We start from the raw sequence: 26,030 nt of genomic DNA, 5'->3' as shown, positions 1-26,030 counted from the left end.
GGCGTGGGATCGCGTGGGCCGGCTACGGGCCAGGAGAGTGAGGTGCGGTGTGAGTGCCATCGATACAGCGGTCGTCGAATCCGGTGCCGATCCGGCTCCGCCCGTGACGGGAAAGGCCGCGCCCGTGCGCTGGCCGTGGGCCGCGCGGGTGGGGTTCCGCTTCGGGGTGATCTACACGGTCCTGTTCTGCGTGATGATCGGGCAGATCGTCTTCGCCCTCGTTGCGGTATTGGACGAATGGCTTCCCGATACCGCGCCGATGTGGCCTTTACAGCAGGTTGCGCCGGTGCTGGAGTGGGTGGGCCGCACGGTATTCGGGGTCGAAGCCGTATTCCAGGAGAACTCGGGCAGCGGTGACCAGGCCGCCATCTGGGTGATGCTGGTCTGTATCGCGGTCGTCGCCGCCGTCGTGACCCTTGTCTGGTCGGTGCTGGACCGCCGCCCGGCCTATCCGCGTCTGGCCGCCTGGTTTCTGACCGCGTTGCGGCTGTGTCTGGCCGGGCAGATGCTGTTCTACGGTATCGCCAAAGCGATACCGAGTCAGATGCCACCGCCCTCGCTGTCGACTCTGCTCCTCCCGTACGGCGAGCTCACACCGATGTCGGTGCTGTGGTTGCAGGTCGGCAGTTCGCCGGTGTACGAAATCCTGCTCGGCGTCGCCGAACTCACGGGCGGAGTGCTCCTGTTGCTGCCGCGCACCGCGACCCTCGGTGCGATGCTGAGTGTGGTGAGCATGGCACAGGTATTCGTGCTGAACATGACCTTCGACGTACCGGTCAAGATCCTGTCCTTCCACCTCTTGGTCTTCTCGTTGGTCCTGCTCGCCCCGCAGGCCCGTCGGTTCGCCGATTTCTTCCTCCTGGCCCGGCACACCGAGCCTGCGGTCCAACCGCCGCTGTTCACCACCGCCCGGTACAACCGGTACGCGACCTGGGCGCAGGCGGTAATCGGGATGTGGCTGGTCGCCGGAATTTCGTGGGTGGGCTGGAGCAGTTGGCAGGAATTCGGCGGCGGTGCCCCGAAACCGGAACTCTACGGTTTATGGGAGGTGACCGAGTTCCGGGTCGACGGCGAACCCGTCCCGCCCCTGCTGACCGACGAGACCCGCTGGCAGCGACTCGTGATCGAGGTCGAGGGCGCGGTGACCGTTCAGGGTATGGACGGGCGCTTGACGGGTGCTCCCGCGGAAGTGGACCCTGCCGCACAGACCCTCACCATCGTCACCGCTCCAGGGACACAGGAGCCGCCGGCCACGTTCTCCTATGTACGCCCGGACCCGGAACATCTCCACTTGGAGGGTGAACTCGACGGCCGCCCGACCCGAATCGAGTTCAGCGCCGTCGACCCCGGTTCCTTCCCGTTGAACGGCGACGGATTCCACTGGGTGCAGGATTTCCCCAATGCGGGATGAATCGTCTTCGAAACGAAAAATTATGTGTTCCAATCTTTTCGGCCCGCCCGCCGAACGGCCGCGGACTGCCCGCAGGGCGACTGCGACGGCTGTGGCGGCGGCCACCGGATCGATCGCCAGGTGGCGGAAGCCAGTCTCGCCGTCATGCCGGAACTGAAGGAGATCGCGCTGCACAACCGGGCGATCCTGCACCGGGTGGTGCGCCATCTCGCCACCGAGAAAGGGATCACCCAGTTCCTCGATATCGGTTCCGGTCTGCCGACGGCGCGCAACACGCACGAGGTTGCGCAGGAAGCGAATCCGGAGGCGAAGGTCGTCTACGTCGATATCGACCCCATTGTGCTCGCCTACGGCCGGGCGCACCTGGAGACCAACCCGAATACCCGGGTGGTCACCGGCGATGTCCGCACGCCCGGCGAGGTTCTCGCGCACCCGGATGTGCGGGAACTGATCGACTTCGACAAGCCGGTCTGTGTGATGCTCGTCGGAATCCTGCACCACATTCTCGACGAGGAAGACCCGAAAGGAATCGTCGCGACCCTGCGCGCGGCAGTGCCGCCCGGTTCGTACTTCTTCATCACCAATTTCACCCGGCTCAGCGACTCCCGGGAAAGCGAAGAGCTCGAACAGGTGCTGCTATCGCAGCTGGGAACGGGCCGCGTGCGGACGCCTGCGGAACTGGCCGAGTATTTCGACGGTCTGGAGATCCTCTCACCGGGCATCGTCCCACTGCCGTTGTGGCGGCCGGATGAGATCGTCACCGACGCCACGACCATAGGGGTTCGCTTCATGACGGGTGGAGTCGGGATCAAGAGGTGACCCCACCCGGCCGCGATGGTTCAGCGACGGCGGCCATGGTCCGGTCGTGGGTGACCACAGTGAGATGGTCCAGTCCGCTGCGCAGTGCACTTCACCACTCCCCATCCCGGAATCCAGGAGCTGCTTCGATCGCCCCTGCGGTTCTAGTGCTCCTGCTCGCCATGAGCACCGGACCCGCGCGCTTTCGGCCCGTCGCATTCTCCGAATAGAGCGCTACGGCGGCGGTATTACGCCGGGCTGGTCCGGAGCTCGTCCGCCCGGGATGGGGCCGGTGATGCCCGGCTGGCCTTCGGGGTCGGAGAGCGGGGCGCCGGATGATGGCTGGCCGGGAGGCGGCGGGGGCGGGGCCGGATCGGGTTCGTCTGGTTCCGGAGGTGCTTCGGCAGCAGGAGGTTGTGCCGGGGCAGGAGGAGCCGGCGGTGCGGGGGTACCGGGCGACCGGGGCGGCGGATTATCGGTGGGCGCGGGGGTTTCCGGTGTGGGTTGTGGTCTCGGCGCCTCGCTCTCAGGGCTCGGTGCCGGGGCCTCTGGTGCGGGGGACGGTCCGGCGGGCGGAGGAGCGGGGATGGTGCCCGGCTGATCAGGCAGTCCGGGGTCCACGTCGTCCGGTGTGGTTCCGGTGGACGACGGTTGTGCTGAGGTGACCTGTGGCGTGGCGATGGGCGGGGCCAGTGGGGGCAGGGCTCCGGGCAACGGAGGTGGTTCGGGCAGGGCAGGGACGCCGCTGCCGGCGGCGGTGTAGGCGGGTTTGTAGACCATGTTCATGGTGAGGATCGCTTCCTGGCGCAGGACTTCCTGCAGCATGCCCGCGTCGATCACCTTCGCCGCTTCCAGCAGGCGGGCCAGGGCGCCGACCGGGCCGGTACCGCCGGGTGGGACCACCGCGATCTTCACGGCTTCCGCGGCCGCGGCCACCGCGCCGAGGCGCAGACCCACCTGACCGACCACCCCGGCGAGTTCTTCGATGGATTCGGCGAAGCTGCGGGCGCAGGCGAGTGCGGCATCGGCGGCCTCGCCTTCCCATTCCGCCTCGTTCATGACCAGGTTCGCGTTCGCCCGGGTGAGGGGGAACGTGCTCTGCAGCGTGGCGGCGGCATTCATCCAGGTGCCGGACAGGCGCAGGATCTCACCGGCGTCGATCTGCTGGGTGGCCTGGTAGATGTCTTCGTGGCGCATGGCTTCGAAATGCTCCATGGCGCTGATGTAATCGGGGTCGGTTCCGCTCATCGGGAAATCCTCGCTTCGACGGCGCGCACGGCCGCGGCGTTCGCGGCGTCGGCTTCCTCGTACAGGCCGCCGCTGAGCAGGAAGGCTTCCTTCATGCGGTAGGCGGCTTCGATGTAGTGGTCGAGCAGGGCCGCGGTATCGCGCGCTTTGTGACCGAACCCGGCTTGGAGTTGCCGGGCGGAGTTCAAGCCGCCGAATCCGTGGGGGTCGGCGGCGTCGGTGAGATTCTGCCTGAGCTGGATCAGCTGATCGGCCTGCCGGTCGTAGAAATCGGCGCAGCGCCGCGCCGCCTCCGGTTCGAACTTGACGGTCCCCGCATGGGCTGCCTGGCGGAACCGGACGATCTCGGCTCGACTGTCTTCGATCTGCATGACTGGCGTACCCCTCCGTCGGTCACGCTCAGCCTAATCGCAACCGCGGGTCGCGGACAGCGGGTCGCAATGATCGGCGATCAGGCGGGGATCCGCTTCTGCAGGTGCATGGCAAGTTGTTCGGTGGAGGCGGGCACGATGTGGACCGTGTCGTCGGCCCTCAGTAGGTAGCGGCCGTCGTTCTCCAGGTCCAGCCAGGTGTAGTGCACCGCGGGCGGTGGTTTCGGCCGGTCGAGGTGCGCCTCGATCCGGATATGCCCCTGGGCGGTGTGCGGGGCGCGTAATAGTTTGCGGATCGGGGCGGCGGCGCGTTCCTCCTGCACCACGGTTTCGGTGTCACGCACCGCCGCGGTCGAGGCAGTGCGTGCGGGATGGCGGCCGGCCCGGGATTTCGGGAGCAGTGCGGCCAGGCGGGCGCCGAGTTTGGCACTGTGACCGATGGACAACCGGATGGTGCCGCCGAATTCCGCGGTACGTCCCGGCTCCTGCACCGCGAGGACGGCGCGGTCGTAGACGACGCAACCCAGTGCGCGCAGTTCCCGGCCCGGTTCGGCGGCGCCGCCGATGGCGATCACCCGGGTATGCGGGTCGGCCAGGATGCGCAGGCAGGCATCGCGGTCGGGGTCCGGTGGGAGGCGCTCGACGAGTTCGGCGTAGAGCGCCTGGGCGTCGCGTTCGGTGCGCGGCGATTCGAGGACACGCAACGGGTAGGGGAGCCGGTCGAGGTCGGCTTGGCGCCATATATGCGCGAATTCGTCGGGGGTCAGGCTCCAACTCACGCGGAATCACATCCTCACCGATACCTGCGCGGGCCACCACAGCCTAATAGGTGCGGCCGGGCGGGGCCCATCCGCACTGGTTCTGCGACGGTCGCGAAAAGGTGGTATGTCGTGAACTGCTCGCCTCGGCAGTAGCCGGTGTGCCGGCGCGTACCGGTGGTCGGGGGTTTGCCGGAGCGCCGGGCGAAACCACGCCGGACAGATGAGGGCCTGCCAGGAACCGGCCGAGGGATAGCGCCGGACCGGGCCGAGGGCACCGCCGGACCGGCCGAGAGGTACCGCTGTGGCAGACGGGAGCGCTGCCGGACCGACCGAGGCGCCCGGTCAGAACAGAGGCAGGGCGATGGTGGGCCGGGTACGGCGGACCGAATCGGTGGGTTCGGGGCTGACACAACGCCCGATCGGGCGATAAAGAAGGCGTCCCTGAGGTTTACTCATGCGGAACGGGCAACGATGTGCCGCCGCGGCAGGCGGGGTTGGAGGTCGGTTCTTGCGGGTGCTCTCGGCGGACGACACCGAAGCGGATATCGCGTCGCTCGGTGGTGGTAAGGCGCGGGGGCTGTATGCACTGGGGGCGGCGGGGGCGCGGGTTCCGGAGTGGCTGGTGCTGGGCGCGGATGTATTCGCGGAGTTCGCGGCCGGGGCGGGGCTGGGTGATCTGATCGGCGAACTGGCCCACGCCCGAGATGTGGATACAGCGCTCGAGCTGGCCGGGCGGATCCGGGCCGATATCGCGTCGGCCGGTGCGGTGATCGAGAGCATCGGGTTACGGGAGTTGTTGCGCGCCGCCCACGTTCGCCTGGGCGAGGGTGCGCTGGCGGTCCGCTCGTCTGTGGCGGGAGTGGACAGTGACGCGAACTCGTATGCGGGTCTGTTCGATTCGTACTCGAATGTCGGGCCGGGTGAGGTATTCGATCGTGTACGGGATTGCTGGATCTCCGGTTTCTCCGAGCGGGCCGTCCGATACGCATTCGCTCGAAACCTTGCGCCGGTGACCGCGATCGCTGTGCTGCTGCAGCGATTCGTCGCAGCCAGGGCGAGTGGCGTGCTGTTCACCTGGAATCCGGTGGCCCCTGCCGCCGGTGAGGTGGTGGTGAATGCGGTGCACGGGCTCGGGGACGGTCTGGCTGCGGGAGCCGTCGACGCCGATACGGTGGTGGTGGACCGGGCCGGTACGGTCCTCACGCGGGTCATCGGCGGCAAAGAGGTCGAGTACGTGCCCGCGGACAAGGCCGGGATAGAAGTTGTGGAGGTTGTGCCACCTCGCAGGTCGGAGGTTGTCCTCGGTGACGAGGATATCGCGCTGCTCGCCGGCCGCGGCCGGGCACTGGCCGATGCCTTGGGTGGGCCGCGAGATATCGAATGGGCGCTCGACGCCGACGGGTTGTGGTTTCTACAGGCACGGCCCATCACCACCCTGGGGGATTCGCCCGATCGGCCGGGGCATGTGGGCAGGCCGGGGCCGTCCGGGTACCGGCCCGGGCGTATCGAACACACCCGGGCATTGCCGCGCCGCGGAGAGGAGATGACCGCGGCGGCGCTCCGCGGCGCGGGCGAACCGGTGGCGCCGGGGGAGCCACGAATATGGGCCGCCGCAACCAAGTCGGAGCGCATTCCGGGGCCGATGTCACCGCTGGTCTTCACTATGACGGCGGACGTCTACAGCCGGGTGTACCGCGGTTACGCGCAGTCGCTCGGTGTGCCGGAGAAGCAGCTGCGGGACATGGAGTCGTGGACACCGTATCTGCTGGGGATATTCCACGGCCGGGGGTACCTCAACCTGCTGCACTGGTATCGGACGGTGGGGATCGCGCCCGGTAGCTCTTCGGCCCGCCTCGCGCTCGCGGCGGAACTCGGCGTGGGCGAACCTCTCCCGGACGATCTGGCGAAAACCCTGCATCCCTTCGCCTTCGAGAATGGATGGCAGCGGGCGTGGTCACGGGCCCGGACCGCCATCGTCTACCTTCGCCGGCTACTCGCCGTCGACACGATGACACGGGAATTCTGCCTCGAGTTCGCTCGCCTGTACGACCGCTACGACACCATGGAATACGTCCACGGGGAACACGCCTACGCCGAGTTCCGGCGCCTCGACCGGGACCTCGTACTGCACTGGGGGCCGACGCTGGTGCTGGACGCGATCGTGCTGACCTTCACCGGCGCCCTGCTCCTGCTGACGAAAGCCTTCCTGCCGGGAGCGCCGGAATCGCTCGTGAACCCGCCCGCCGGCCCCGGCTTCGATCCGGACGCCTATCTCGACGCACACCTCGGCGGGGTCCGCCGGTCGCTCTACGACCGGGTGCGCGCCCGCACCGCCCGCTGCGCCGCGCACCGGGAACAACTGAGGTACTGCCGGACCCGCGCGTTCGGGATGGTCGAAAAGATGATCCGGGTGATGGGGCGCGATCTTGCCGCTCGTGGCCTCATCGGCGAGGCCGCCGATATCTTCTCGCTGACAGTGGACGAGCTGCGCAACTGCTACGACCGCGTGCCGATGCCGGGTCTGGCCGACCGGATCACAGCACGCAAGGTCGACCGGACCGTCGCCGCCGACCTGGTCGCCCCGGCGCGTTTCACCACGATCGGCCCCGGCCTCACGGATGCGGAGCTGAGGGAGCGCGGCTGGGTCCCGCTCGCCGAAGCCCCGCCGGCCGTGCCCGGTGATGTGCTGGCCGGGTCGCCGGCGGCGGCCGGTGTGGTCGAGGGTATCGCCGTACTGGTGGACGAACCGCGCGATGTGGCGGGCGGGATCCTCGTCGCCGACCGTGTCGACCCGCGGTGGGTGGCCGCGCTGCCGACGGCGGCGGCGCTGGTGTCCGAACGCGGGGGGCCGCTCGTTCCGGCGGCAACCGTCGCCCGCGAACTCGGTGTGCCGGCGGTATTCCAGGTGCCGGGCTGCCGCCGGAAGCTGCGGACCGGTATGCGGATTCGGGTCGACGGTACGGCGGGTACGGTGACAGTGCTGTCCGGAGGAGGTCACGGCGATGGAGCCGGATGAACAGAGTGCGGCCCGCGATCTTCCTGGCCTCCCCGCGCGGCATGCCGGGTGACGCCGGTTCCGCGGTCGGCGACGAACCGGTCCAGCAGCCGGGCACGATCGCTGTGGAAACCGGCCCCGCGGGTATCCGCGGTGTGACCGGGCGGTTCGCCCTGCAGGCCGGGCACTGTCGGTGCGCTGCGGCAGGATGGGCGTATGACCACGGCACCGGGCAGCACTCGGAACGAGACCGCAGCGATCGGCGACGGGTTGCGGGGACATGCGGAAGAGTTACTACGCGAGCTGGCCGGGCCGGCCGCGCGGTTGCGTGACGACCAGTGGGTCGCGATCGAAGCACTGGTAATGGACAAACGCCGGGCCCTGGTGGTGCAGCGCACCGGCTGGGGTAAATCGGCGGTGTATTTCATCGCCGCCAAACTGCTGCGCACGCAGGGACGCGGGCCGACGGTGATCGTCTCGCCGCTGCTGGCGCTCATGCGCAACCAGGTCGCGGCCGCCCGGCGTGCCGGGGTGGTGGCGGCCACCATCAACTCCGGAAATGTCACCGAATGGGACGAGATCCACCAGCAGGTCGCCTCCGGGGCGGTGGATGTGCTGCTGGTCAGCCCCGAACGGCTCAACAATCCCGATTTCCGCGATCAGGTCCTGCCCAGGCTGGCCGCCGACGCCGGGCTGGTGGTCATCGACGAAGCGCACTGCGTCTCCGACTGGGGCCACGATTTCCGGCCCGATTACCGGCGTATCCGCACCCTGATCGCCGATCTCGGCACCGATGTGCCGGTACTGGCCACCACCGCCACCGCGAACGATCGCGTGGTGACCGATGTCGCCGGTCAGATCGGCACCGACACCCTGGTCCTGCGCGGCAGCCTGGATCGCGAATCGCTGCATCTGTCGGTGGTCCGGTTCGACGACGCGGTGGAACGCACCACCTGGCTCAGCGGCCACCTCGACGAGCTGCCCGGTTCCGGCATCATCTACGCCCTCACCGTCGCCGGCGCGCAGGATCTGGCCGATGTGCTGAACTCCCACGGTCACCGGGTCGCCGCATATTCGGGCCAGACCGATCCGGCCGAACGCGAAGCGCTCGAGACCGCGCTGCTGGACAACGAGGTCAAGGCCCTCATTGCGACCTCCGCGCTGGGTATGGGTTTCGACAAACCCGATCTCGGTTTCGTGGTCCATGTGGGGGCGCCCTCGTCGCCGATCTCCTACTACCAGCAGGTCGGCCGTGCGGGTCGTGCGACCGAACGGGCCGAGGTGGTTCTGCTGCCAGGTCCCGAGGACACCCGTATCTGGAGTTATTTCGCCTCGGTCGCGTTCCCGCGCGAACACGTGGTCCGCTCGGTACTCGAAGCGCTGGACCGCGAACGTCCACAGTCCACGGCGGCCCTCGAACCTCTGGTCGAGTTGAACCGTTCACGCCTGGACATGGTGCTGAAGGTGCTGGATGTCGACGGCGCGGTTCGCCGGGTTCGCGGTGGATGGCTGGCGACCGGGCAGCCCTGGACCTACGATGCGGACCGGTATGAGCGCTTGGATACCGCCCGCACCGCCGAACAGCAGGCCATGCTCGACTATCAGCAGACCGCGGGTTGCCGGATGGAATTCCTGCGCCGCCAGCTCGACGATCCGGCCCTCATCGGCGCCGCTCCGGGTACCGGTGCCTGCGGTCGCTGCGACAACTGCACCGGCAACCGCCGCGACACCACCGTCGATACCGAGGCTCTCGCCGCGACCCGGGCTCGGCTGGACCGGCCCGGATTCGATCTCGCACCCCGCAAACAGTGGCCCACCGGTATGGCCAAACTCGGTATCTCGCTGTCCGGAAAGATCGCCGAAGGCGCCGAAACCGGACGAGTCCTGGGCCGTCTCAACTCCCTGGGCTGGGGCCGGCGGCTGCGCCCCGTCCTCGACGGACCCGACGGGCCGGTTCCCGACGAAGTGGTGCAGGCGTGTATTCCCGTGCTGCGGGAATGGGATTGGGCCGTACGGCCCACCGCGGTACTCGCCCTGGAATCACCGGACCACCCCGTACTGACCACTTCGCTTGCCGAACGCCTCGCCGATATCGGCCGCCTCCGCAATCTGGGAACCTTGTATCTGCGTCCCGACCATCCACCGGTATCGGCGGTCAACTCCGCCCATCGGGTCGCCGCCCTGTACGACTCCTGGGAGATCCCGGACCTGTCCACCGCCGACGGCCCGATCCTGCTGGTCGACACCCTCACCGACTCCGGCTGGACCTTCACCGTCGCCGCCTGGACTCTGCGCCGCGCCGGTGCCCGTGCGGTCCTGCCGTTCGCTCTGGCCACCCCGACATGAGTCGGCCGAACTGAACTCGAAGTCATCGATGCTACCGGTGGTAGCATCGATGAATGAGTGGGAGCAGGAAGTATTCGGTCAGCTTGCCCGAAGACTTGGCCGAGACCGTGCGTGCACAGGTGGGGCCCGGCGGGTTTTCTGCCTATATCGCCGACGCCCTCGAACAGCGGGTGGCGATGGACAAGCTTTCCGAGCTTGTCGAGGACTACACGAAAGATAACGAGCCGTTGAGCCAGGAGGAGATCGACTGCGCCAGGGCCGAACTCCGTCATGATGCCGACGGGCCGGCGGGGGCTGCTGTCTGATGCCTGGCACTCTTTTGTTGGACTGTGCAGGGTTGTCGAAGCTGTATCAGGGAGATCGTGCGACGACAATTCGGATCGAAGCCGCCCGGCAAGAAGGAATTCGTGTCGGCACCACTGCGATGACCCGCTTGGAAGCCGAGTACGACCGTGTACATCCCGCCAGGATAAGGTGGGTCCTGTCCCGGATCGACGTTCACGGCGTCGGTCGCGCCGTCAGCGATGCTGCGGCGGAACTTCTCCGGTCGAACACGCTGAGTGGACACAAATATGCGATCGATGCGGCTTTGGCTGCCGTCGCCCGAGCCGCCGAGCCGCCGGTGACAATCCTGACCTCCGATCCGGAGGATCTCACGATGCTGTGTGGACCACGGATCAAGATCGTCAAGGTATAGGTCGGCAGTATTCGTCGAGCCCTCTAGGGGGACGTGTCGGCGTCCTCATCGAGGTCGACCTCGTCGCGATCGGCCCAGTCGATGAGCTGGGCGAGATCGAAGACCGCGTCGTCGATACCGGCGTGCAGATCGCCCAGCTCGCGGTAGCGGCCGGGGACGGTGGCGACGGTGAAATCGCGGGGATGGATATCCGGTACCTCGTCCCAGGTCACCGGGGTTGATACGGTGGCGGCCGGGACGCCGCGTACCGAATAGGCGGCGGCGATGGTGTGGTCGCGAGCGTTCTGGTTGTAGTCGATGAACAGCAGTTCGGGATCGCGGTCGCGGCGCCACCAGGTGGTGGTCACATCGTCGGGTGCGCGGCGCTCCACCTCCTTCGCGAAGGCCAGCGCTGCCCGGCGCACCTGCTGGAACCCGTGCTCGGGAGCGATCCGGACATACACGTGCAAACCGGAGCCCCCGGACGTTTTCGGCCAGCCCACCGCGCCGATCTCGTCCAGCACCTCCTGCACCACCCCGGCCACCCGCTGCACCCGCGACCAGGGGCAATCCGGCATGGGATCCAGATCGATCCGCCATTCGTCGGGGCATTCGGTATCGGCCCGGCGGGAGTTCCAAGGGTGGAATTCCACCGTCGACATCTGCACCGCCCACACCACATCGGCCAGTTCCCGCACACAGAGTTCGTCGGCGTGCCGGTTGTAGCGGGGGAAGAACACCCGCACCGTGGGCACCCACTCCGGCGCACCGGCCGGTAGCCGCTTCTGGTGCACCTTGTCGCCCGCGAGGCCTTTCGGGAATCGGTGCAGCATGCACGGCCGGTCGCGCAGTGCGTTGACGATCCCGTCGCCCACGCTCAGGTAGTACTGCACCAGATCAAGCTTGGTGATGCCGCTTTCCGGGAAGTAGACCCGGTCGGGGTTGGTGATCCGCACCTCGCGGTCGCCCACTGTCAGCTCCACTGCCGCGCCCGTGCCGCTGCCCATTCACCGACCCTAACGGCCGCGGCGCGTTTAGGCCGGCCGATACACGACGAGTCGGCGGGAAGGACACAGATGCTCACCTTCGACACCGTGATCGAACTCGCCGGTAAGACCGCCACCGGTTTCCGGGTGCCCGCCCCTGTGGTCGAGGAGTTGGGCAGCGGGAAGAAACCCAAGGTGGCAGTCCGGATCGGTGGTCATACGTACCGCAGCACCGTCGCGGTCTACGGCGGGGAGTACATGCTCCCGTTGAGCGCCGAGAACAGGAACGCGGCCGGTGTGTCGGCGGGCGAGACCGTCACGGTCGACGTCGAACTCGATACGTCGGAACGTACTGTCACAGTCCCCGGCGATCTGGCCGCCGCACTGGCCGGGGGCCTCGGGGGCGCGGGAAGTGCCGAGCAGCGGGTGCTGGGCCGGCTTCGGCGATACGGCGCGCGGCGTCGGCCTGTTTCGATGCGCTCTCCTACAGCAAACAACGCGCGCACGTAATCGCGGTCGAATCGGCCAAACGGCCCGAAACCCGGGCTCGCCGGGTGGAGAAAATCGCCGGCGAGCTGTCGGCCTGATTCGGCCCCTACGGCCCGGCGGAGGTCCCGGCCCGGCGGGACTCCACCCCGGGAGCGCCGTCCGCGATCAGGCTGCCGAGCAGCGCGAGTGAACGTTCCGAGAGTGACCCGGGTTCGGCGTGATAGGCGATGAGCAACTGCCCGGGCGCCCCGCTCACCGCGAAACTCTCGTAGGCCAGTGTCAGCTCCCCGACCATCTCGTTGTGGAACTGTTTGACCCCGGAAGTTTTCGCCCGGACCTCATGGCGTGCCCACAACCGGCGGAACTCGTCGCTTTTGAGTGAGAGTTCGCCGACTAGTTCGGTGAGGCGGGGATCGTCGAGGTCGGTGCCCGCGGTCGCCCGCAGGCTCGCCACCGTATCCGCGGCGATCTGGGTCCAGTTCGGGAACACGTCGCGGGCGCGGGGGTCCAGGAAGACCATCCGTACCTGGTTGACGCCCGGGACCGAGCAGGCGTTCACCGCGGCCGCCAGCGGGTTCGCGGCCAGAACGTCCAGGTGCCGGCCCAGCACCACCGCTGGAGTGTGAGACCACGCGTCCATCAACCGCAGCAGGCCGGGAGTCACTCGTTCCGGGCGCCGCGGCGTACGCGGCCGTGCCGCGGTGGGCCGGGCCAGTTCCCGCAGGTGGGCAGTTCCTTCGTCGTCCAGTGAGAACACCCGGGCCAGTGCCGTGACGACCTGCTCGGACGGATGTTTATCGCGACCCTGTTCGAGCCGCACGTAATAGTCGGCGCTCACGCCGGCGAGCATCGCGAGCTCTTCGCGCCGCAACCCCGCGACCCGGCGCCGGCCACCGCCGGGCAGCCCGAATTCCTCCGGCCGGACCAGTTCGCGGCGGGCCCGCAGGAACGCACCCAAACGGTTGTCCGAATTCATGTTTTCAGGGTATGCGCAGGGCGGCCGGGCCGGGTGGCCCTGCGACTACCAGGAAACCCGCGACCTGGTAGCGACCGGCACGCGGGGCGAATGTTGTGCACATGACGAACAACGAGAATCTGAACGTCCGGGTCGCGGTAGTGACTGGAGCATCCAGTGGAATCGGCGCCGCCACTGCGCGGCGGTTGGCCGCAGACGGGGCCAGGGTCGCGTTGCTGGGCCGGCGCAAGGAACGTATCGAGGAACTGGCGGCCGAGATCGGCGGTGCCGCCGTGGCAGTGGTCGCCGATGTGGCGGACCGGGACTCGGTGCGCGATGCGGCCGCCACGATCCGGGCTGCCCTCGGGCCGGTGGATCTGGTGGTGGCGAACGCAGGTGTCATGCTCGGCGCGCCGTTCGAATCCGCGGAAGTCGGGGAGTGGGAGCAGATGGTCGGCACCAACGTGACCGGGTTGCTGTACACGGCGCGGGTATTCATCGACGATCTGCTCGCGGCGGCGGGCGACGGCCGGCGGGCCGATCTGGTGCTGGTGGGGTCGATCGGCGGGCATGCGATCTTTCCCGAATATGCCGTCTACTGCGCCACCAAGGCCGCGGTCGCGCATCTCACCCGGAATATGCGGGCTGAGTACGGGCCACGAGGTGTGCGGGTGAAGAGTGTCGAGCCCGGTTTCGTGGGTACCGAACTCGGTGCCGGGATGAGCTGGGAGGCGCAGCGCGAGCAGTTGGACGAATGGCGCTCGTCGATGACTATTCTGGAGCCGGGGGATATCGCCGAGGCGATCGCCTTCGCGACCTCGGTTCCGGCGCGGCTCAATATCGCCGAATTGGTCCTCGTACCGACTCCGCAGGGCTGATCCTCGGTGTGGTGCAGGACTTCTCCCGCACCGCACGGCGATTCAGTGGCCTCCTCGCTGCACGGCAGGGGTGGTGGTGCCCGGGTCGGCGACCGTGGGCGGCTCGGGTTGGTTGCGGCTGTCCCGGAGCACGGGCAGCGCCTGCGCAATCCAAAGTGCGGCGGCGATGTACACGATCTGCTCGGGGATCCGGAACCACAGCGGTGTGGGTGGTTCGCCGTTGAGCGGGATGTCCTCGACTGCCGCGTAGATATTCGCCGGGACCATCGCGACCAGTAGGACGGCGAGCCCGAGCCCGGCCCAGCGGCGAGTACCGGCGAACAGCAGGCCGGCGGCACCGGCCAACTCCAGGACACCCGTCGCATACACGGCGAATTCCGGGAACGGTATGGCGCTGGGGACCATCGCCACGAGATCGCTGTGGCTGGGCATGACGGTGACCGAATCGGGCACGAAATGCGCCAGCCCGGTCATGGTGAACAGGAAAGCCAGCCCGTGCGCGGCGGCGCCCCGCCAGGTGGCGAATCGGCGTACGCCGGCCAGGCCGAGCAGGCGGAGAACGAGGGTGGGGACGACGAACATCATGAGTGTTCCGAACATGGGGATCCCTAGGAAAGGAGATTCGGGCGGACCCGAATAGTTGTTGTTATCGAATGATAAATAAGAGTATGCATCGACTGATAACTAGTCAATAGGGTCGTGTTCCGGGTTCCGCCGCTGCCGAGTGGCCGGACCGTTACCGCGCGGTGAGCGATGGCCCCGCCGGGGTGGCGAGTTGTCGGAGCGGGGCCCGCGGCAGCGACAATGGCACCGCGATCAAATGCCGACCGTCCCGGAGGAGTGCTGGATGACCGAACTCGTCGAGCGGGACCGTGCTGATCGGAGAGATGCGGACGCGAACGGTCGCTTCCCTGTGAGACCTCTGCGTGCAGTAGCAGCGACTCTGGGCGCGCTGATACTCACACCGGTGGCGATCGGTACAGCGGCGAACGGCGCCGTCCTCACCGGGCGATGGTGGGACGCCACCGATCGCTGGCTGGCCCCGGTCCAGTCCGTGCTCGGCGCGGTCCTGCTACTGGCCGTCGCGGCGCTCGCCGTCGCCGTGCCGGTGGCGGCTATGGCCGCGGGGCTGGTGTGGGGAATCCTGCCCGGGGTGGTCCAGATCGTGATACCCGACAACACCTATCGGTTGATCTCAGCGGTGCCCGGTGTGCCCACCGACCTCGACCATGCGCTGCACAGCTGGTTGTCGGGCGGGGTCGTGCTGTTGATCGGAGCGCTGCTTTTCGGTGCCGGACTCACCGCTGTGCTGCTGCGCCGCAGACTCGCAGGATAATTATCGCTCCGACCGCTCGCGGCGGCGGCTCCGAGGGCAGCTGCGTACGACTCTCCCGTGGGTGTCGAGTCGGGGCCATACGCCGCAGGCGGAGCAACCGGCTGCGCACCGCTGTAGGGCTACGCCGCGTACCCGGCCGACCGTCACGACCGACCGGGAACGCGGCGGACCGCTGGGTCCGGTCCGCCGCATGCTCAGCCCTTCACGCAGAGCACCTGACGCAGGGTCGCCACCACATCGACGAGATCGTGCTGCGCCTCGATCACGTCGTCGATGTTCTTGTAGGCGGCCGGGATCTCGTCCAGGACACCTGCGTCCTTACGCGACTCCACGCCCTCGGTCTGGGCGACCAGATCCGCGACGCTGAACTGCCGCTTGGCGGCATTGCGGCTCATCCGCCGGCCTGCGCCGTGCGACGCGGACTGGAACGAATCCGGGTTCCCCTTACCGCGCACCACGTACGAACGCGTTCCCATCGAGCCAGGGATCAGGGCCATATCGCCTGCGCCCGCTCGGACTGCGCCCTTGCGGGTCACGAGCATCGGGACACCGTCGATCTTCTCCTCCGCCACATAGTTGTGATGACAGCTCACCGGTGTATCGAACCGGACATCGCGGGTGGGGAACTGCTTGCGCACCGCCTCGGACACCAGCGCCAGCATGACCGCGCGGTTGCGGGCCGCGTACTCCTGCGCCCAGGTCAGATCGTGCCGGTAGGCCGTCATCTCGGCGGTGTTCGCAAGGAACACCGCCAGGTCCCGGTCGACCAGGTTCTGGTTATGCGGGAGCTTGCGCGCCACAGCCATATGCCGCTCGGCGATCTCCTTGCCGATATTGCGGCTGCCGGAGTGCAGCAGGATCCACACCTGGTCGTCCTGATCGAGGCAGATCTCTATGAAATGGTTGCCCCCGCCCAGCGACCCCAACTGCTTGTGCGCCTTGGATTCCCGGGGTGCTACGGCCTCGTCGAGATCGTTGAACGCCGACCAGAACCGGTCCCAGCCGGTACGCAGGGTCGAGGTGGCGACCCCGGACGGTCCGGGTGCCAGCTTGTTCACCTGCACGGGATTCTTGTGGGCATTGAAGCCCACCGGTACTGCCGCCTCGATCGCCGAGCGCAGCGCGCGCAGGTCGTCGGGCAGATCGGCCGCGGTCAGATCGGTGCGCACACTCTCCATCCCGCAGCCTATATCGACCCCGACCGCCGCCGGCGCGACCGCATCGCGCATGGCGATCACCGAACCGACCGTGGCACCCTTCCCGAGGTGCACATCCGGCATGACGCGGACCCCGTGCACCCACTCCAGCCGGGCGATATTGCGCAGCTGTTGCAGCGCCGCGGCATCGATCTCGCTCTCCTGGGCCCACATCAACGTCCGTGCCCGGGTACCGGACAGCTCGACGGGAAACATTGTTTCGATCCTTCCGTTCACGGCGGACCGTTGCTCGCCGCCGTACTTCACGGTAGGCCGCGTGTCGCGGGCGGGCATCCGATTTTTCGAGGTGCCGGCCGGTCCGGCCGCCGGGCCGGGAGCGGTGTCTTGACCGCTTCGCCGAAAGCGAAGGAAGCGGCTCAGAGCTGGGTTTGCGCGTAGTCGAGGAACTCGGTGATCTCGTCGGCAAAACTGATGTCGCCGTTCAGGTATTCGATACTGACCACTATCAGGTCTCGGCCGAGTTCGGTCGGTGCGGTGGGATTGGTCAAGAAATCGCGGTAGTCGTCCAGGTTCTCGGCGCAGCGCGTCGCCGCGCGTATGTAGAAGGACAACGCGACCGGTGCGTTCACGGTGCGCAACATGTCGTCCAGTTGTTCCAGCACCCCATCTTCCCCCTGATTGCTGATGTTCAAGATCAGCTGTTCGAAGCCGCCATTGTTCACTTCATAGTCGAAACGCGCGGCCAGAACGGTGAGGTGGGCAAGATCCCAGGTCGATTCGTCCAGATCTTCCGTATCGGCCATGAGTTGCCGTGCCCGCTGGGCCAGCGTCTGCAAGCGGTTGTTGTACACGCTCATTCGGTCAGCCTAGGCGACCGAACGGCCGGTGACATTCTGGCGCGCAAGTAGATTCAGCCGGGAATGGCAGCCTCGATCTCGGTGCGCCACGGAATCGACGCACTGGCACCGAGCGCGGTGGTCGCCAGCGATCCCGCGGTGCAGGCGAAGCGCAGAGCGGTGGCCGGTCCCTGTGCCCAGCGCACGGCGAGTGCTCCGGTGAACGTATCGCCCGCGCCGGTCGTGTCGACGACCTGGATCGCGGGCCCCGTGGCGGTGGTTTCCACACCGTCGGGCCCACGATGCCGGGCACCGTGCGCGCCGAGCGTGACCACCACGTGTGGCACCCGGTCGAGTAGGCTGCCCAAATGCTCGGACTCGCCGGTGTTCACCACGGCGAGGTCCACGTGTTCCCACAGCTCATCCGAAAGATGTTGCACAGGCGACGGGTTGAGGATCACCGTGGTGTCGTGTGCGCGTGCGTGCCGAGCGGCGGCTGTCACGGTCTCGAGGGGGATCTCGAGCTGGCAGACGAGGATGTCGGCGGCGGCGATGACCGCGCGGTCAGTGGTGGTCAAGCCTGTCATCGAGGAGTTGGCGCCGCCGACCACAACGATGGTGTTTTCGCCCGAATCGTCGACCACGATCGTCGCGATACCGCTCGGCCCGTCGATCACCCGCAGCCCGGTGGTGTCCACGCCGGATTCGGTGAGTACGGCGCGCAGCCGTGGGGCGAATACGTCGGTGCCGATCGCGCCCAGGAACATGGTCTGCCCACCGGCCCGGCTCGCCGCGATTGCCTGGTTGGCGCCTTTACCGCCCGGCACCATCGTGAAACCGCGGCCGAGTACCGTCTCGCCCGGCGCGGGACGGGTCGCGGTGGTGGTCACCAGGTCCATGTTGATACTGCCGAGCACGGCGATCAGTGGCGTGGTCACAGGGAGAACGTAACGCGTGAGCACCGGTGAAATCCGGTTTTCCCGGTGCGTAGGCTATATACCTATGACGGCAGAGACCACCGCTGAGTTCGATATGCGCGAGGCCGTGCACGGGGCTGCACGCCGGGCCCGGGTCGCGTCCCGGGTGCTCGCCCAGCTCACCACGGCCCGGAAGAACGAGGCACTGCACGCCGCGGCGGATGCGTTGCTGGCCGCCGCGGATACGGTGCTGGAAGCCAACGGCGAGGATCTGGTGGCCGCCAAGGCGGCCGGGACCGAGGATTCGCTGCTGGACCGGCTGCGGCTGACCAAGGACCGGGTCGACGGGATTGCCGCCGGCCTGCGCCAGGTGGCGGCCCTGCCGGATCCGGTGGGTGTGGTGGAACGTGGTTCGACGCTGCCCAACGGGCTCGAGATCCGGCAGGTCCGGGTGCCGCTCGGGGTGGTCGGCATGGTGTACGAGGCCCGGCCGAATGTCACCGTGGACGCCTTCGGGCTGGCGTTGAAATCGGGTAACGCAGCGCTGCTGCGCGGGTCGTCGTCGGCGGTTCGGTCGAATGCCGCGCTGGTCGAGGTGCTGCGGTCCGCGCTCACCGAGGCGGGCCTCTCGGCCGACGCCGTCCAGCTGCTGCCCAGCGAGGACCGCTCCAGCGTGACCCACCTGATCCAGGCCCGCGGCCTGGTGGATGTGGTGATCCCGCGCGGCGGCGCCGGCCTCATCAACGCCGTGGTGCGGGACGCCCAGGTCCCGACCATCGAAACCGGTACCGGCAACTGCCACGTCTACGTCCATTCCGGCGCCGACCTCGATATGGCCGAGGAAATCCTGATCAACGCCAAAACTCGCCGGCCCAGCGTATGCAATGCCGCCGAAACCGTGCTGATCGACGCTGCCATCGCCGAAACCGCCCTGCCGCGGCTGGGCAAGGCTCTGGCCGACAAGGGCGTCACCTTGCACGGCGATCTCGACGGTATGACTCCGGCCACGGACAAGGATTGGGCCGAGGAATACCTGACCCTCGATATCGCGGTGAAAGTTGTCGACGATCTCGACGCCGCTGTCGACCACATAAACACCTGGGGCACCGGCCACACCGAAGCCATCGTCACCGGCGAACTCGCGGCGGCCGACGAGTTCACCCGCCGGGTGGACGCCGCGGCCGTCATGGTCAACGCATCCACCGCCTTCACCGACGGTGAGCAGTTCGGCTTCGGCGCCGAAATCGGTATCTCCACCCAGAAACTGCACGCCCGCGGGCCGATGGGGTTGCCGGAACTGACTTCTTCCAAGTGGATCGTCCGGGGATCGGGCCAGATCCGGCCCGTGTAAGCGGTACCGCACCGGCAAGGCGGTTCGCGGCACGGTACCGCCCCGAGGACCGTCCGGGAGCGGACCTGCGGCCGGTTCTCGGTGGGCGGACGCTTCCGAGTGGCCGAGTGGCCGAGTGGCCGAGTGGCCGAGTGGCCGAGTGGCCGAGTGGCCGAGTGGCCGGGCGCGGGCTCGACGCGTGGATTCAGGCGTCCTTGTCGTCGGGCCGCGAACCCCGCCTGCGCCTGCCCGACTATCCAGTGGCAGGGCTCGGTCGTGAGCTGGGTCTCTTGGCCCCAGGGGACGAGGCCGGTCGCTCACCGGCCCGGTAGCGTGGGATGGGCAGAGTTCGACGGAAGGACGCCCCATGGAGCCCGCGAGTTCCCCCATCCCGCCGGTTCAGGAGCCGATCTTCGCGTCGGTCGATGATGTGCAGGTTCGCCTCGCCGAAACCGGCTATCTGGCCGACAAGGCGACCGCGACCTCGGTTTTCCTGGCCGATCGTCTCGGTAAGCCGCTGCTCGTCGAGGGCCCGGCGGGTGTCGGCAAAACCGAGTTGTCGCGCGCGGTAGCGCAGACTTCGGGCGCGGAACTGGTGCGGTTGCAGTGCTACGAGGGTGTGGACGAGGCGCGGGCGCTCTACGAGTGGAATCACGCCAAGCAGATCCTGCGTATCCAGGCCTCCGGTGAAAACGACTGGGTCGAGACGAAGGCCGATGTATTCACCGAGGAGTTCCTGCTGTCGCGGCCGCTGCTCACCGCCATCCGGCGTAGCGACCCGACGGTGCTGCTCATCGACGAAACCGATAAAGCCGATGTGGAAATCGAGGGACTGCTGCTCGAGGTGCTCAGCGATTTCGCGGTGACCGTCCCGGAGCTGGGCACGATCACCGCCGAACGCAAACCGTTCGTGGTGCTGACTTCCAATGCCACTCGCGAGCTGTCCGAGGCGCTGAAACGGCGCTGCCTGTACCTGCACCTGGATTTCCCGGACGAAGACCTGGAACGGCGCATCCTGGCCAGCCGGGTGCCGGAACTCCCACAGGCCGTGGCGGCGCAGCTGGTGCGGATCGTGCATGTGCTGCGCGGGATGCAGTTGAAGAAACTGCCGTCGGTCGCCGAAACGATCGACTGGGCGCGCACACTGCTCGCGCTGGGGCATACCGACCTCGACGATACGACGGTGCGCGAAACCCTCGGGGTCGTGCTGAAGCACCGCAGCGACCACCAGCGCGCGCTGGCCGAGCTGAAACCGGTCTGATCATGGCGGTCACCGAGGACCGGCCACCGGCCCCGCACGGTCTGCCGGGGCATCTGGTGGGGTTCGTGGAGGCGCTGCGGGCGCGCGGGATCCCGGTGGGTCCCTCGGAAACGGTGGACGCGGGCCGTGTGCTCTCCGTCCTCGATCTCATGGACCGGGAAGCTGTGCGAGAGGGCCTGGCCTGTGCCCTGCTGCGGCGCACCACGCACCGCGCCACCTACGACGGCCTGTTCGACCTGTGGTTCCCCGTCGCGATCGGTGAGCGCGATGCGGCCGCGGAGATCGAACTGCCGTACCGCGACGACGGCCGCCTCGACGTACCGGCACTGCGACAGATGCTGGCCGAAATGCTCGCCGACGAGAACTCCGGCGGCGCGCAGGCGCTGATGGCCGCGCAGCTGGTGGAGCAACTCGGGCAGTACCAGTCGGCGCGCGGTGCGTCGTTCTCGTCGTATCAGGCGCTCAAGGAGATCCAGCCGCAGACCTTGCTGGCGCAGATCCTGGCCGGGATGACCACACCGGATATGAGCGATTTCGATACCGAGATCGCGCGCCGGACGGCCCGCGGCCGGATCGACAACTTCCGCCGGACGGTGGAGGCCGAGACACGGCGGCGGGTGGCCGAACGGATCGGCCGGGAACGGGTCGCTTCGTACGGGGTCGCCCGGCAGGCCGAGGACGTGGATTTCCTGCGTGCCTCGCAGAACGAGCTGGCCGAGCTGAAACGCAGTACGCAGCGGCTCGCACGGATCCTCGCCTCCCGGCTGGCGGCCCGCCGGCGGCATGCCAGGCGCGGCGAAATCGATCTGCGGAAAACGCTGCGCAAATCCATGTCGACCGGTGGGGTCCCGATCGACCTGGTGAACCGTAAACCGCGACCCGGCCGCCCGGAGCTGGTGCTGCTGTGCGATGTTTCCGGTTCCGTCGCCGGATTCAGCAATTTCACATTGCTGCTGGTGAGCGCCCTGCGCGAGCAGTTCTCGAAGGTGCGTATCTTCGCCTTCGTCGACAACACCGACGAGGTGACCCGGTTCTTCGATCCACATACCCGGCTCGACGAAGCCATGCAGCGGATCTTCGCCGAGGCCGATATCGTCGGCTTCAACGGCCATTCCGACTACGGCAGCGCCCTGACAAGCTTCGCCGACGGCTTCGCCGACGCCGTCACCAGCCGTAGCTCACTGCTGATCCTCGGCGACGCCCGCACCAATTACCGCGACCCGGAACTCTCCACCTTGTCCCAGCTGGTCGATACCGCCAAGCACGCCCACTGGCTCAACCCGGAACCGCGTCAGAACTGGGGGTCCGGTGATTCGGCCGCCGACCGCTACCAGCAGGTCATCGAAATGCACGAATGCCGGTCCGCGTCCCAGCTCACGGCCGTGGTCTCCCGGCTGCTGCCGGTCTGACCGGAACCCGCCGCGAACCCCCCGTTAAGCTCGACACTCATGCGCGGAACAGGCCGGGGCGGACCCAAGCTGGGGGTGATGGGTGGCACCTTCGATCCCATCCACCATGGGCACCTGGTCGCGGCCAGCGAGGTCGCGCACCGGTTCGATCTCGACGAGGTCATCTTCGTCCCGACCGGCCAGCCGTGGCAGAAATCGGGCCGGCGGGTCAGCCCGGCCGAGGACCGCTACCTGATGACGGTGATCGCCACCGCCTCGAACCCGCGGTTCTCGGTGAGCCGGGCCGATGTGGACCGCAGCAAGATGACCTATACGGTCGACACCCTGCGCGACCTGCACGCCCAGTATCCGGGCGCCGAGCTCTACTTCATCACCGGGGCGGACGCGCTCGCCAGCATCCTCACCTGGCAGGATTGGGCGGAACTGTTCGAGCTGGCGAAGTTCGTGGGCGTCAGCCGGCCGGGGTACGAGCTGAACATCGATCATCTGGCCGACCATCTGCGCGGCATGCCCGACGACGCGGTCACGATGATCGAGGTCCCCGCGCTGGCCATCTCGTCGAGTGAATGCCGCCGGCGCGCGGCCGAGGGCCGGCCCGTGTGGTACCTGGTGCCGGACGGGGTCGTCCAATACATATCGAAACGGCACCTCTATGTGCCGGCGCAAGCGGAAGGTAATGGAAGCGTGAACCGAGGACCAGGGGGAACCACACCATGACTGCGACAGCCGAGGCAGTGCAGATGGCGACCGTCGCCGCGTTGGCCGCGGACGAGAAACTGGCCGCCGATGTGGTGGTACTCGACGTCTCCGAGCAGTTGGTGATCACCGACTGCTTCGTGATCGCTTCGGCGCCGAACGAGCGCCAGGTGAACGCCATCGTCGATAATGTCGAAGAGAAACTGCGTGCCGCCGGGCACAAACCGGTTCGCCGGGAAGGGACCCGCGAGGGCCGCTGGGCGCTCTTGGACTATGTCGATGTGGTGGTGCACATCCAGCACAACGACGAACGTAATTTCTATGCGCTGGAACGGCTGTGGAAGGACTGCCCCGTCGTTCCGGTCGAGGGGATCGGCATGAACGAGCCGGGCCCGGAGGCGGTCGCGGAGCGGGACCACGCGGGGCCCTCGGTCACGCCGAATGAACACAGCGCGCCCGAGGCCGCCGATGAGGAAAGTGCTGGGGAGACCGAGTGACACAGAAAACCGGTGCACGCACCCTGATCCTGTTGCGGCACGGCCAAACCGAGTGGAACGCCAATGATCGGATGCAGGGCCAGATCGATACCGATCTCACCGATCTGGGCCGGCGGCAGGCGAAGGAAGCCGCACGGGAGCTCGTATCGCACAAGGCGATCGGCCTGGTCTCCTCGGACCTGAAACGGGCCTACGAGACCGCGCAGGCGCTGTCGGAGCATTCCGGCCTGGAGGTGGTCCGGGAGCCGCGCCTGCGCGAGACCCATCTCGGTGACTGGCAGGGGATGGGCGATGTGGAGGTCGATTCGCTCTATCCGGGCGCGCGCCTGGAATGGCGGATGGACGCCACCTACACCCCGCCGGGCGGCGAATCGAAGCTCGAGGTCGGCGCCCGGGCGCTGCCGGTGGTGCAGGAATTGTTCACCGAGCGGCGGGATTGGCCGGGCGCCACTATGATTCTCGTGGCGCACGGCGGGCTGATCGCCGCGCTCACGGCCGCATTGCTCGACCTGCCGCCTCAGAACTGGCCGGCCCTCGGTGGGCTCGCCAATGCCAGCTGGGTGCAGCTCAGCAGCCACGGTCCGAGCATCGAGAAGCCCGGCTGGCGTCTCGATGTGTGGAACGCAGCGGCGAAAGTAGCACCCGATGTCATCTGAAGACCTGAACCGGCAGATTCCGGACGAACTGTTCCAGCGGGTTTCGGCGAAACCGGAACGCGCGCTACCCGATGCGCTGTTCGGCCCGGCGACCGAGCCGCAACAGGACGAGAACGCCGACAGTGCCGACGGCGACGATATGCGTAAGGCAGTCTGATCATCAGGAGGGTCGCGCAGTGACAGCCAGGTCGGAGGATACGAGCCGGCCGGAATCGGCCGGGACGGTACAGGGTTCGGCCGGCCCGCATCCCATGCCGGGCACCGGTTCGACCGCGGACGCCACCGCCGGTGCTGCCACTGCACTTCCGCTCGAGGATTCCGTATCCGCAGATCCGGCCCGCAAGCGGCCGGTTCTGCTGGTGATCGCCGATTCGCTGTCCTATTTCGGCCCCGAAGGCGGGCTACCCGCCGACCATCCCCGGATCTGGCCGAATCTGGTGGCGTCCGAACTCGACTGGGATGTCGAACTGGTCGCCCGTATCGGCTGGACCTGCCGCGACGCTTACTGGGCGTTGATCGGCGACCCCCGGGTCTGGGCGGCCGTACCGTATGCCGGTGCGGTGGTTTTCGCGGTGGGCGGTATGGATTCGCTGCCCTCGCCGCTGCCCACCGCGCTCCGCGAACTGATCCGCTATGTCCGGCCTGCCGGGCTTCGCCGGGTTGTGCGTTCGGTCTACCAGTGGGTCCAGCCCAGGGCCTCGAAGCTGGGCAGCCGGGTAGCGCTGCCGCCGGAGATCAGCGTGGACTACCTGGAGCAGTGCCGTACGGCGCTGGCCCAGCTGCGGCCCGACCTGCCGATGGTGGCGGTACTGCCGTCGGTGCACGATTGTGACGCCTACGGGCGGGTGCACCGCGGCCGGGAACCGGCAGTGCGGGCACTCGAGAGCTGGTCGGCGCGGACCGGTGTGCCGCTGGTCGATCTGAAGGCCGCCGTGCACGACAACATCTTCTCCGGCGACGCCAACCCCGACGGAATCCACTGGGGCTGGGACGGGCATTCCGAGGTCGCCACATCGATGGTGAAAACCCTGCGCGAGGTGGGGTGAGCCGTGGCGGTCGTGGTCGTCACAGATTCGTCCGCCGGCCTGCCCGCGGACCTCATCGGCGAGTTGGGTATCGATATCGTGCCCCTGCATGTCCTCGTCGGGGACACGACGCACCGCGAAGGTGTCGACGACCTCGATATCGACTACACCGCGGATTCGGTCAGTACCTCCGCGCCATCTCCCGGTGAGCTCCGCGATGCGTACACCGCGGCACTGGCGCGCAGCGGCGGCGACGGCGTGGTCGCGGTGCATCTGTCCCGGCAGCTGTCCGCCACCTGGGAGTCCGGGCGCCAGGCAGTCCGGGATATGGGCGCCGAAGAATCCGTGCTACTGGTGGATTCGCTCGGTGCCGGCCTCGCGACGGGGCTGCCGGCACTGGCCGCCGCCCGTTCGTCCGCCGCGGGGGCACCGTTGGAAGCGGTGCACCGGACCGCCGCTACAGCGGCGGAGAATTCCCACACCTTCATCCTGGTGAACCGCACCGAACAGCTCCGCCGCGGTGGACGACTCAGTACGGCGGCGGGATTCTTCGCCAGTGAACTGGTGAGCAAACCTATCCTGCAGTTGGTGCAGGGCAGGCTGGAGTTACGGGAGAAAGTGCGCACCCGGTCGAAGGCTGTCGTGAAGTTGGTGGCGGCCGCCGCGGCCGCCGCCGGGTCCGGGGAAGCCGTAGTGGGGGTGCAGCATCTGGATGCGGCCGATGCGGCGGAAACGGTGGTCGCTCAGCTGCGTGAACGACTTCCGCAGGTCCGGGAGATTCTGACGGCGGAATTCGGTCCCGCGCTCGGGGTGCACCTCGGGGTGGGGGCGGTCGGCGTCCTGGTACTCCCCGGCGGCTGGGGCTGAGTTCACCGCACAGTTGTGCCGGGTGGCCGCGGCGCCCGTTCGGCGGGTCCGATGCGCAAGCAGGGTTATCCACAGACCAGGGTTGTCCACAGGTTGGCCGCAGTGCCTGGTCGGCCCAGAGATCGGGCA

The 26,030-nt window shown here is 67.8% G+C and carries 28 protein-coding genes; 19 read left to right on the top strand and 9 right to left on the bottom strand.

Translation table 11 applies throughout. The features are described from left to right. Positions 1–49 precede the first annotated feature (49 nt). Both NFL01S_RS17940 and NFL01S_RS17935 read left to right on the top strand, forming a co-directional pair. A complete protein-coding gene (locus NFL01S_RS17940) occupies positions 50–1,411 on the top strand; it encodes a hypothetical protein (RefSeq protein ID WP_062976781.1) in 1,362 nt (453 codons plus the stop codon). A gap of 24 nt (positions 1,412–1,435) precedes the next feature. After that, positions 1,436–2,230: an SAM-dependent methyltransferase gene (locus tag NFL01S_RS17935; RefSeq protein WP_280507595.1), complete on the top strand. Its 795-nt coding sequence runs from the start codon at positions 1,436–1,438 to the stop codon at positions 2,228–2,230. Positions 2,231–2,443: 213 nt separating this feature from the next. Here NFL01S_RS17935 and NFL01S_RS17930 read toward each other — a convergent pair whose 3' ends face one another. The 3 genes from NFL01S_RS17930 to NFL01S_RS17920 all read right to left on the bottom strand — a co-directional run bounded on the left by NFL01S_RS17930 (position 2,444) and on the right by NFL01S_RS17920 (position 4,607). Then, positions 2,444–3,457 carry a hypothetical protein gene (locus NFL01S_RS17930; RefSeq protein ID WP_062976779.1) on the bottom strand — a complete coding sequence of 338 codons (1,014 nt, stop codon included), beginning with the start codon at positions 3,455–3,457 and terminating at the stop codon, positions 2,444–2,446. Then, on the bottom strand, positions 3,454–3,828 hold the full coding sequence (locus NFL01S_RS17925) for a hypothetical protein (RefSeq protein WP_062976777.1): 375 nt from the start codon (positions 3,826–3,828) through the stop codon (positions 3,454–3,456). Before NFL01S_RS17925 ends, NFL01S_RS17930 begins: the two co-directional genes overlap by 4 nt. Before the next feature lie 80 nt (positions 3,829–3,908). After that, positions 3,909–4,607 carry an ESX secretion-associated protein EspG gene (locus NFL01S_RS17920; protein WP_062976775.1) on the bottom strand — a complete coding sequence of 233 codons (699 nt, stop codon included), beginning with the start codon at positions 4,605–4,607 and terminating at the stop codon, positions 3,909–3,911. A 496-nt stretch (positions 4,608–5,103) separates the two neighbouring features. On the opposite strand from NFL01S_RS17920, the gene NFL01S_RS17915 reads away from it, so the two are divergent. The 4 genes from NFL01S_RS17915 (at position 5,104) to NFL01S_RS17895 (ending at position 10,627) form a co-directional block, all read left to right on the top strand. Then, complete coding sequence (locus NFL01S_RS17915) at positions 5,104–7,605, top strand: PEP/pyruvate-binding domain-containing protein (protein ID WP_062976772.1); 2,502 nt, start codon at positions 5,104–5,106, stop codon at positions 7,603–7,605. Positions 7,606–7,800: 195 nt separating this feature from the next. After that, on the top strand, positions 7,801–9,930 hold the full coding sequence (locus NFL01S_RS17905) for a RecQ family ATP-dependent DNA helicase (protein ID WP_062976768.1): 2,130 nt from the start codon (positions 7,801–7,803) through the stop codon (positions 9,928–9,930). 53 nt (positions 9,931–9,983) lie between these two features. Then, on the top strand, positions 9,984–10,235 hold the full coding sequence (locus NFL01S_RS17900; RefSeq protein ID WP_062976766.1) for a hypothetical protein: 252 nt from the start codon (positions 9,984–9,986) through the stop codon (positions 10,233–10,235). 32 nt (positions 10,236–10,267) lie between these two features. After that, positions 10,268–10,627, top strand: coding sequence for a DNA-binding protein (locus NFL01S_RS17895; RefSeq protein WP_218019624.1), 360 nt, complete (start codon positions 10,268–10,270; stop codon positions 10,625–10,627). A 23-nt stretch (positions 10,628–10,650) separates the two neighbouring features. Here NFL01S_RS17895 and ligD read toward each other — a convergent pair whose 3' ends face one another. Further along, positions 10,651–11,613: a non-homologous end-joining DNA ligase gene (gene ligD / locus NFL01S_RS17890; RefSeq protein ID WP_062976762.1), complete on the bottom strand. Its 963-nt coding sequence runs from the start codon at positions 11,611–11,613 to the stop codon at positions 10,651–10,653. A 69-nt stretch (positions 11,614–11,682) separates the two neighbouring features. On the opposite strand from ligD, the gene NFL01S_RS17885 reads away from it, so the two are divergent. Both NFL01S_RS17885 and NFL01S_RS37475 read left to right on the top strand, forming a co-directional pair. Beyond that, positions 11,683–12,102 (top strand): DUF1905 domain-containing protein, encoded by a 420-nt coding sequence (locus NFL01S_RS17885; protein WP_245670756.1) that lies wholly within the window; start codon positions 11,683–11,685, stop codon positions 12,100–12,102. After that, positions 12,039–12,179 carry a YdeI/OmpD-associated family protein gene (locus NFL01S_RS37475; RefSeq protein WP_307615447.1) on the top strand — a complete coding sequence of 47 codons (141 nt, stop codon included), beginning with the start codon at positions 12,039–12,041 and terminating at the stop codon, positions 12,177–12,179. The genes NFL01S_RS17885 and NFL01S_RS37475 overlap by 64 nt, the downstream gene beginning before the upstream one ends. A gap of 8 nt (positions 12,180–12,187) precedes the next feature. Here NFL01S_RS37475 and NFL01S_RS17880 read toward each other — a convergent pair whose 3' ends face one another. Continuing rightward, positions 12,188–13,057 (bottom strand): helix-turn-helix transcriptional regulator, encoded by an 870-nt coding sequence (locus NFL01S_RS17880; RefSeq protein ID WP_062976760.1) that lies wholly within the window; start codon positions 13,055–13,057, stop codon positions 12,188–12,190. A gap of 101 nt (positions 13,058–13,158) precedes the next feature. Here NFL01S_RS17880 and NFL01S_RS17875 point away from each other — a divergent pair, with 101 nt between their 5' ends. Further along, positions 13,159–13,914, top strand: a complete 756-nt coding sequence (locus NFL01S_RS17875) for an SDR family oxidoreductase (RefSeq protein WP_062976758.1) — start codon at positions 13,159–13,161, stop codon at positions 13,912–13,914. A gap of 42 nt (positions 13,915–13,956) precedes the next feature. On the opposite strand, the gene NFL01S_RS17870 is transcribed toward NFL01S_RS17875, so the two are convergent. Beyond that, positions 13,957–14,514, bottom strand: a complete 558-nt coding sequence (locus tag NFL01S_RS17870) for a DoxX family protein (protein WP_063915982.1) — start codon at positions 14,512–14,514, stop codon at positions 13,957–13,959. Between the two features lie 367 nt (positions 14,515–14,881). Here NFL01S_RS17870 and NFL01S_RS17865 point away from each other — a divergent pair, with 367 nt between their 5' ends. Beyond that, the gene (locus NFL01S_RS17865; RefSeq protein WP_157116642.1) at positions 14,882–15,250 is read left to right on the top strand and encodes a hypothetical protein; all 369 of its coding nucleotides are present in this window, start codon (positions 14,882–14,884) and stop codon (positions 15,248–15,250) included. A gap of 194 nt (positions 15,251–15,444) precedes the next feature. Here NFL01S_RS17865 and NFL01S_RS17860 read toward each other — a convergent pair whose 3' ends face one another. The 3 genes from NFL01S_RS17860 to NFL01S_RS17850 all read right to left on the bottom strand — a co-directional run bounded on the left by NFL01S_RS17860 (position 15,445) and on the right by NFL01S_RS17850 (position 18,181). Next, entirely contained in the window at positions 15,445–16,662 is a 1,218-nt protein-coding gene (locus NFL01S_RS17860) for an RtcB family protein (protein WP_062976923.1), read from the bottom strand. Positions 16,663–16,823: 161 nt separating this feature from the next. Further along, entirely contained in the window at positions 16,824–17,264 is a 441-nt protein-coding gene (locus NFL01S_RS17855; protein WP_062976754.1) for a DMP19 family protein, read from the bottom strand. A gap of 53 nt (positions 17,265–17,317) precedes the next feature. Next, on the bottom strand, positions 17,318–18,181 hold the full coding sequence (locus NFL01S_RS17850) for a ribokinase (protein WP_062976752.1): 864 nt from the start codon (positions 18,179–18,181) through the stop codon (positions 17,318–17,320). A gap of 64 nt (positions 18,182–18,245) precedes the next feature. Between NFL01S_RS17850 and NFL01S_RS17845 the strand changes: the two genes are divergently transcribed. From NFL01S_RS17845 to NFL01S_RS17810, 9 genes are all read left to right on the top strand, one after another. Next, positions 18,246–19,511 carry a glutamate-5-semialdehyde dehydrogenase gene (locus NFL01S_RS17845; RefSeq protein WP_062976750.1) on the top strand — a complete coding sequence of 422 codons (1,266 nt, stop codon included), beginning with the start codon at positions 18,246–18,248 and terminating at the stop codon, positions 19,509–19,511. 346 nt (positions 19,512–19,857) lie between these two features. Further along, the gene (locus tag NFL01S_RS17840; protein ID WP_062976748.1) at positions 19,858–20,751 is read left to right on the top strand and encodes an AAA family ATPase; all 894 of its coding nucleotides are present in this window, start codon (positions 19,858–19,860) and stop codon (positions 20,749–20,751) included. Positions 20,752–20,753: 2 nt separating this feature from the next. Then, entirely contained in the window at positions 20,754–22,160 is a 1,407-nt protein-coding gene (locus NFL01S_RS17835; RefSeq protein WP_062976747.1) for a vWA domain-containing protein, read from the top strand. 39 nt (positions 22,161–22,199) lie between these two features. After that, positions 22,200–22,877: a nicotinate-nucleotide adenylyltransferase gene (gene nadD / locus NFL01S_RS17830; protein WP_062976745.1), complete on the top strand. Its 678-nt coding sequence runs from the start codon at positions 22,200–22,202 to the stop codon at positions 22,875–22,877. Next, on the top strand, positions 22,874–23,353 hold the full coding sequence (rsfS, locus tag NFL01S_RS17825) for a ribosome silencing factor (RefSeq protein WP_168433952.1): 480 nt from the start codon (positions 22,874–22,876) through the stop codon (positions 23,351–23,353). Before nadD ends, rsfS begins: the two co-directional genes overlap by 4 nt. Then, positions 23,350–24,009 carry a histidine phosphatase family protein gene (locus NFL01S_RS17820; RefSeq protein ID WP_062976743.1) on the top strand — a complete coding sequence of 220 codons (660 nt, stop codon included), beginning with the start codon at positions 23,350–23,352 and terminating at the stop codon, positions 24,007–24,009. Before rsfS ends, NFL01S_RS17820 begins: the two co-directional genes overlap by 4 nt. Then, the gene (locus NFL01S_RS35550; protein WP_157116640.1) at positions 23,999–24,166 is read left to right on the top strand and encodes a hypothetical protein; all 168 of its coding nucleotides are present in this window, start codon (positions 23,999–24,001) and stop codon (positions 24,164–24,166) included. The genes NFL01S_RS17820 and NFL01S_RS35550 overlap by 11 nt, the downstream gene beginning before the upstream one ends. Positions 24,167–24,260: 94 nt before the next feature. Further along, positions 24,261–25,055, top strand: coding sequence for a diglucosylglycerate octanoyltransferase (gene octT / locus NFL01S_RS17815; RefSeq protein WP_174555701.1), 795 nt, complete (start codon positions 24,261–24,263; stop codon positions 25,053–25,055). Positions 25,056–25,058: 3 nt separating this feature from the next. Further along, positions 25,059–25,901 (top strand): DegV family protein, encoded by an 843-nt coding sequence (locus NFL01S_RS17810; RefSeq protein WP_062976741.1) that lies wholly within the window; start codon positions 25,059–25,061, stop codon positions 25,899–25,901. Positions 25,902–26,030: the final 129 nt, after the last annotated feature.

Origin of the sequence: Nocardia flavorosea NBRC 108225 (assembly GCF_001613385.1) — a bacterium.
In the GTDB taxonomy this organism is placed as follows: domain Bacteria; phylum Actinomycetota; class Actinomycetes; order Mycobacteriales; family Mycobacteriaceae; genus Nocardia; species Nocardia flavorosea.
The sequence above is the reverse complement of the archived record's forward strand: the minus strand, read 5'-3'. Positions and strand labels throughout refer to the sequence as shown.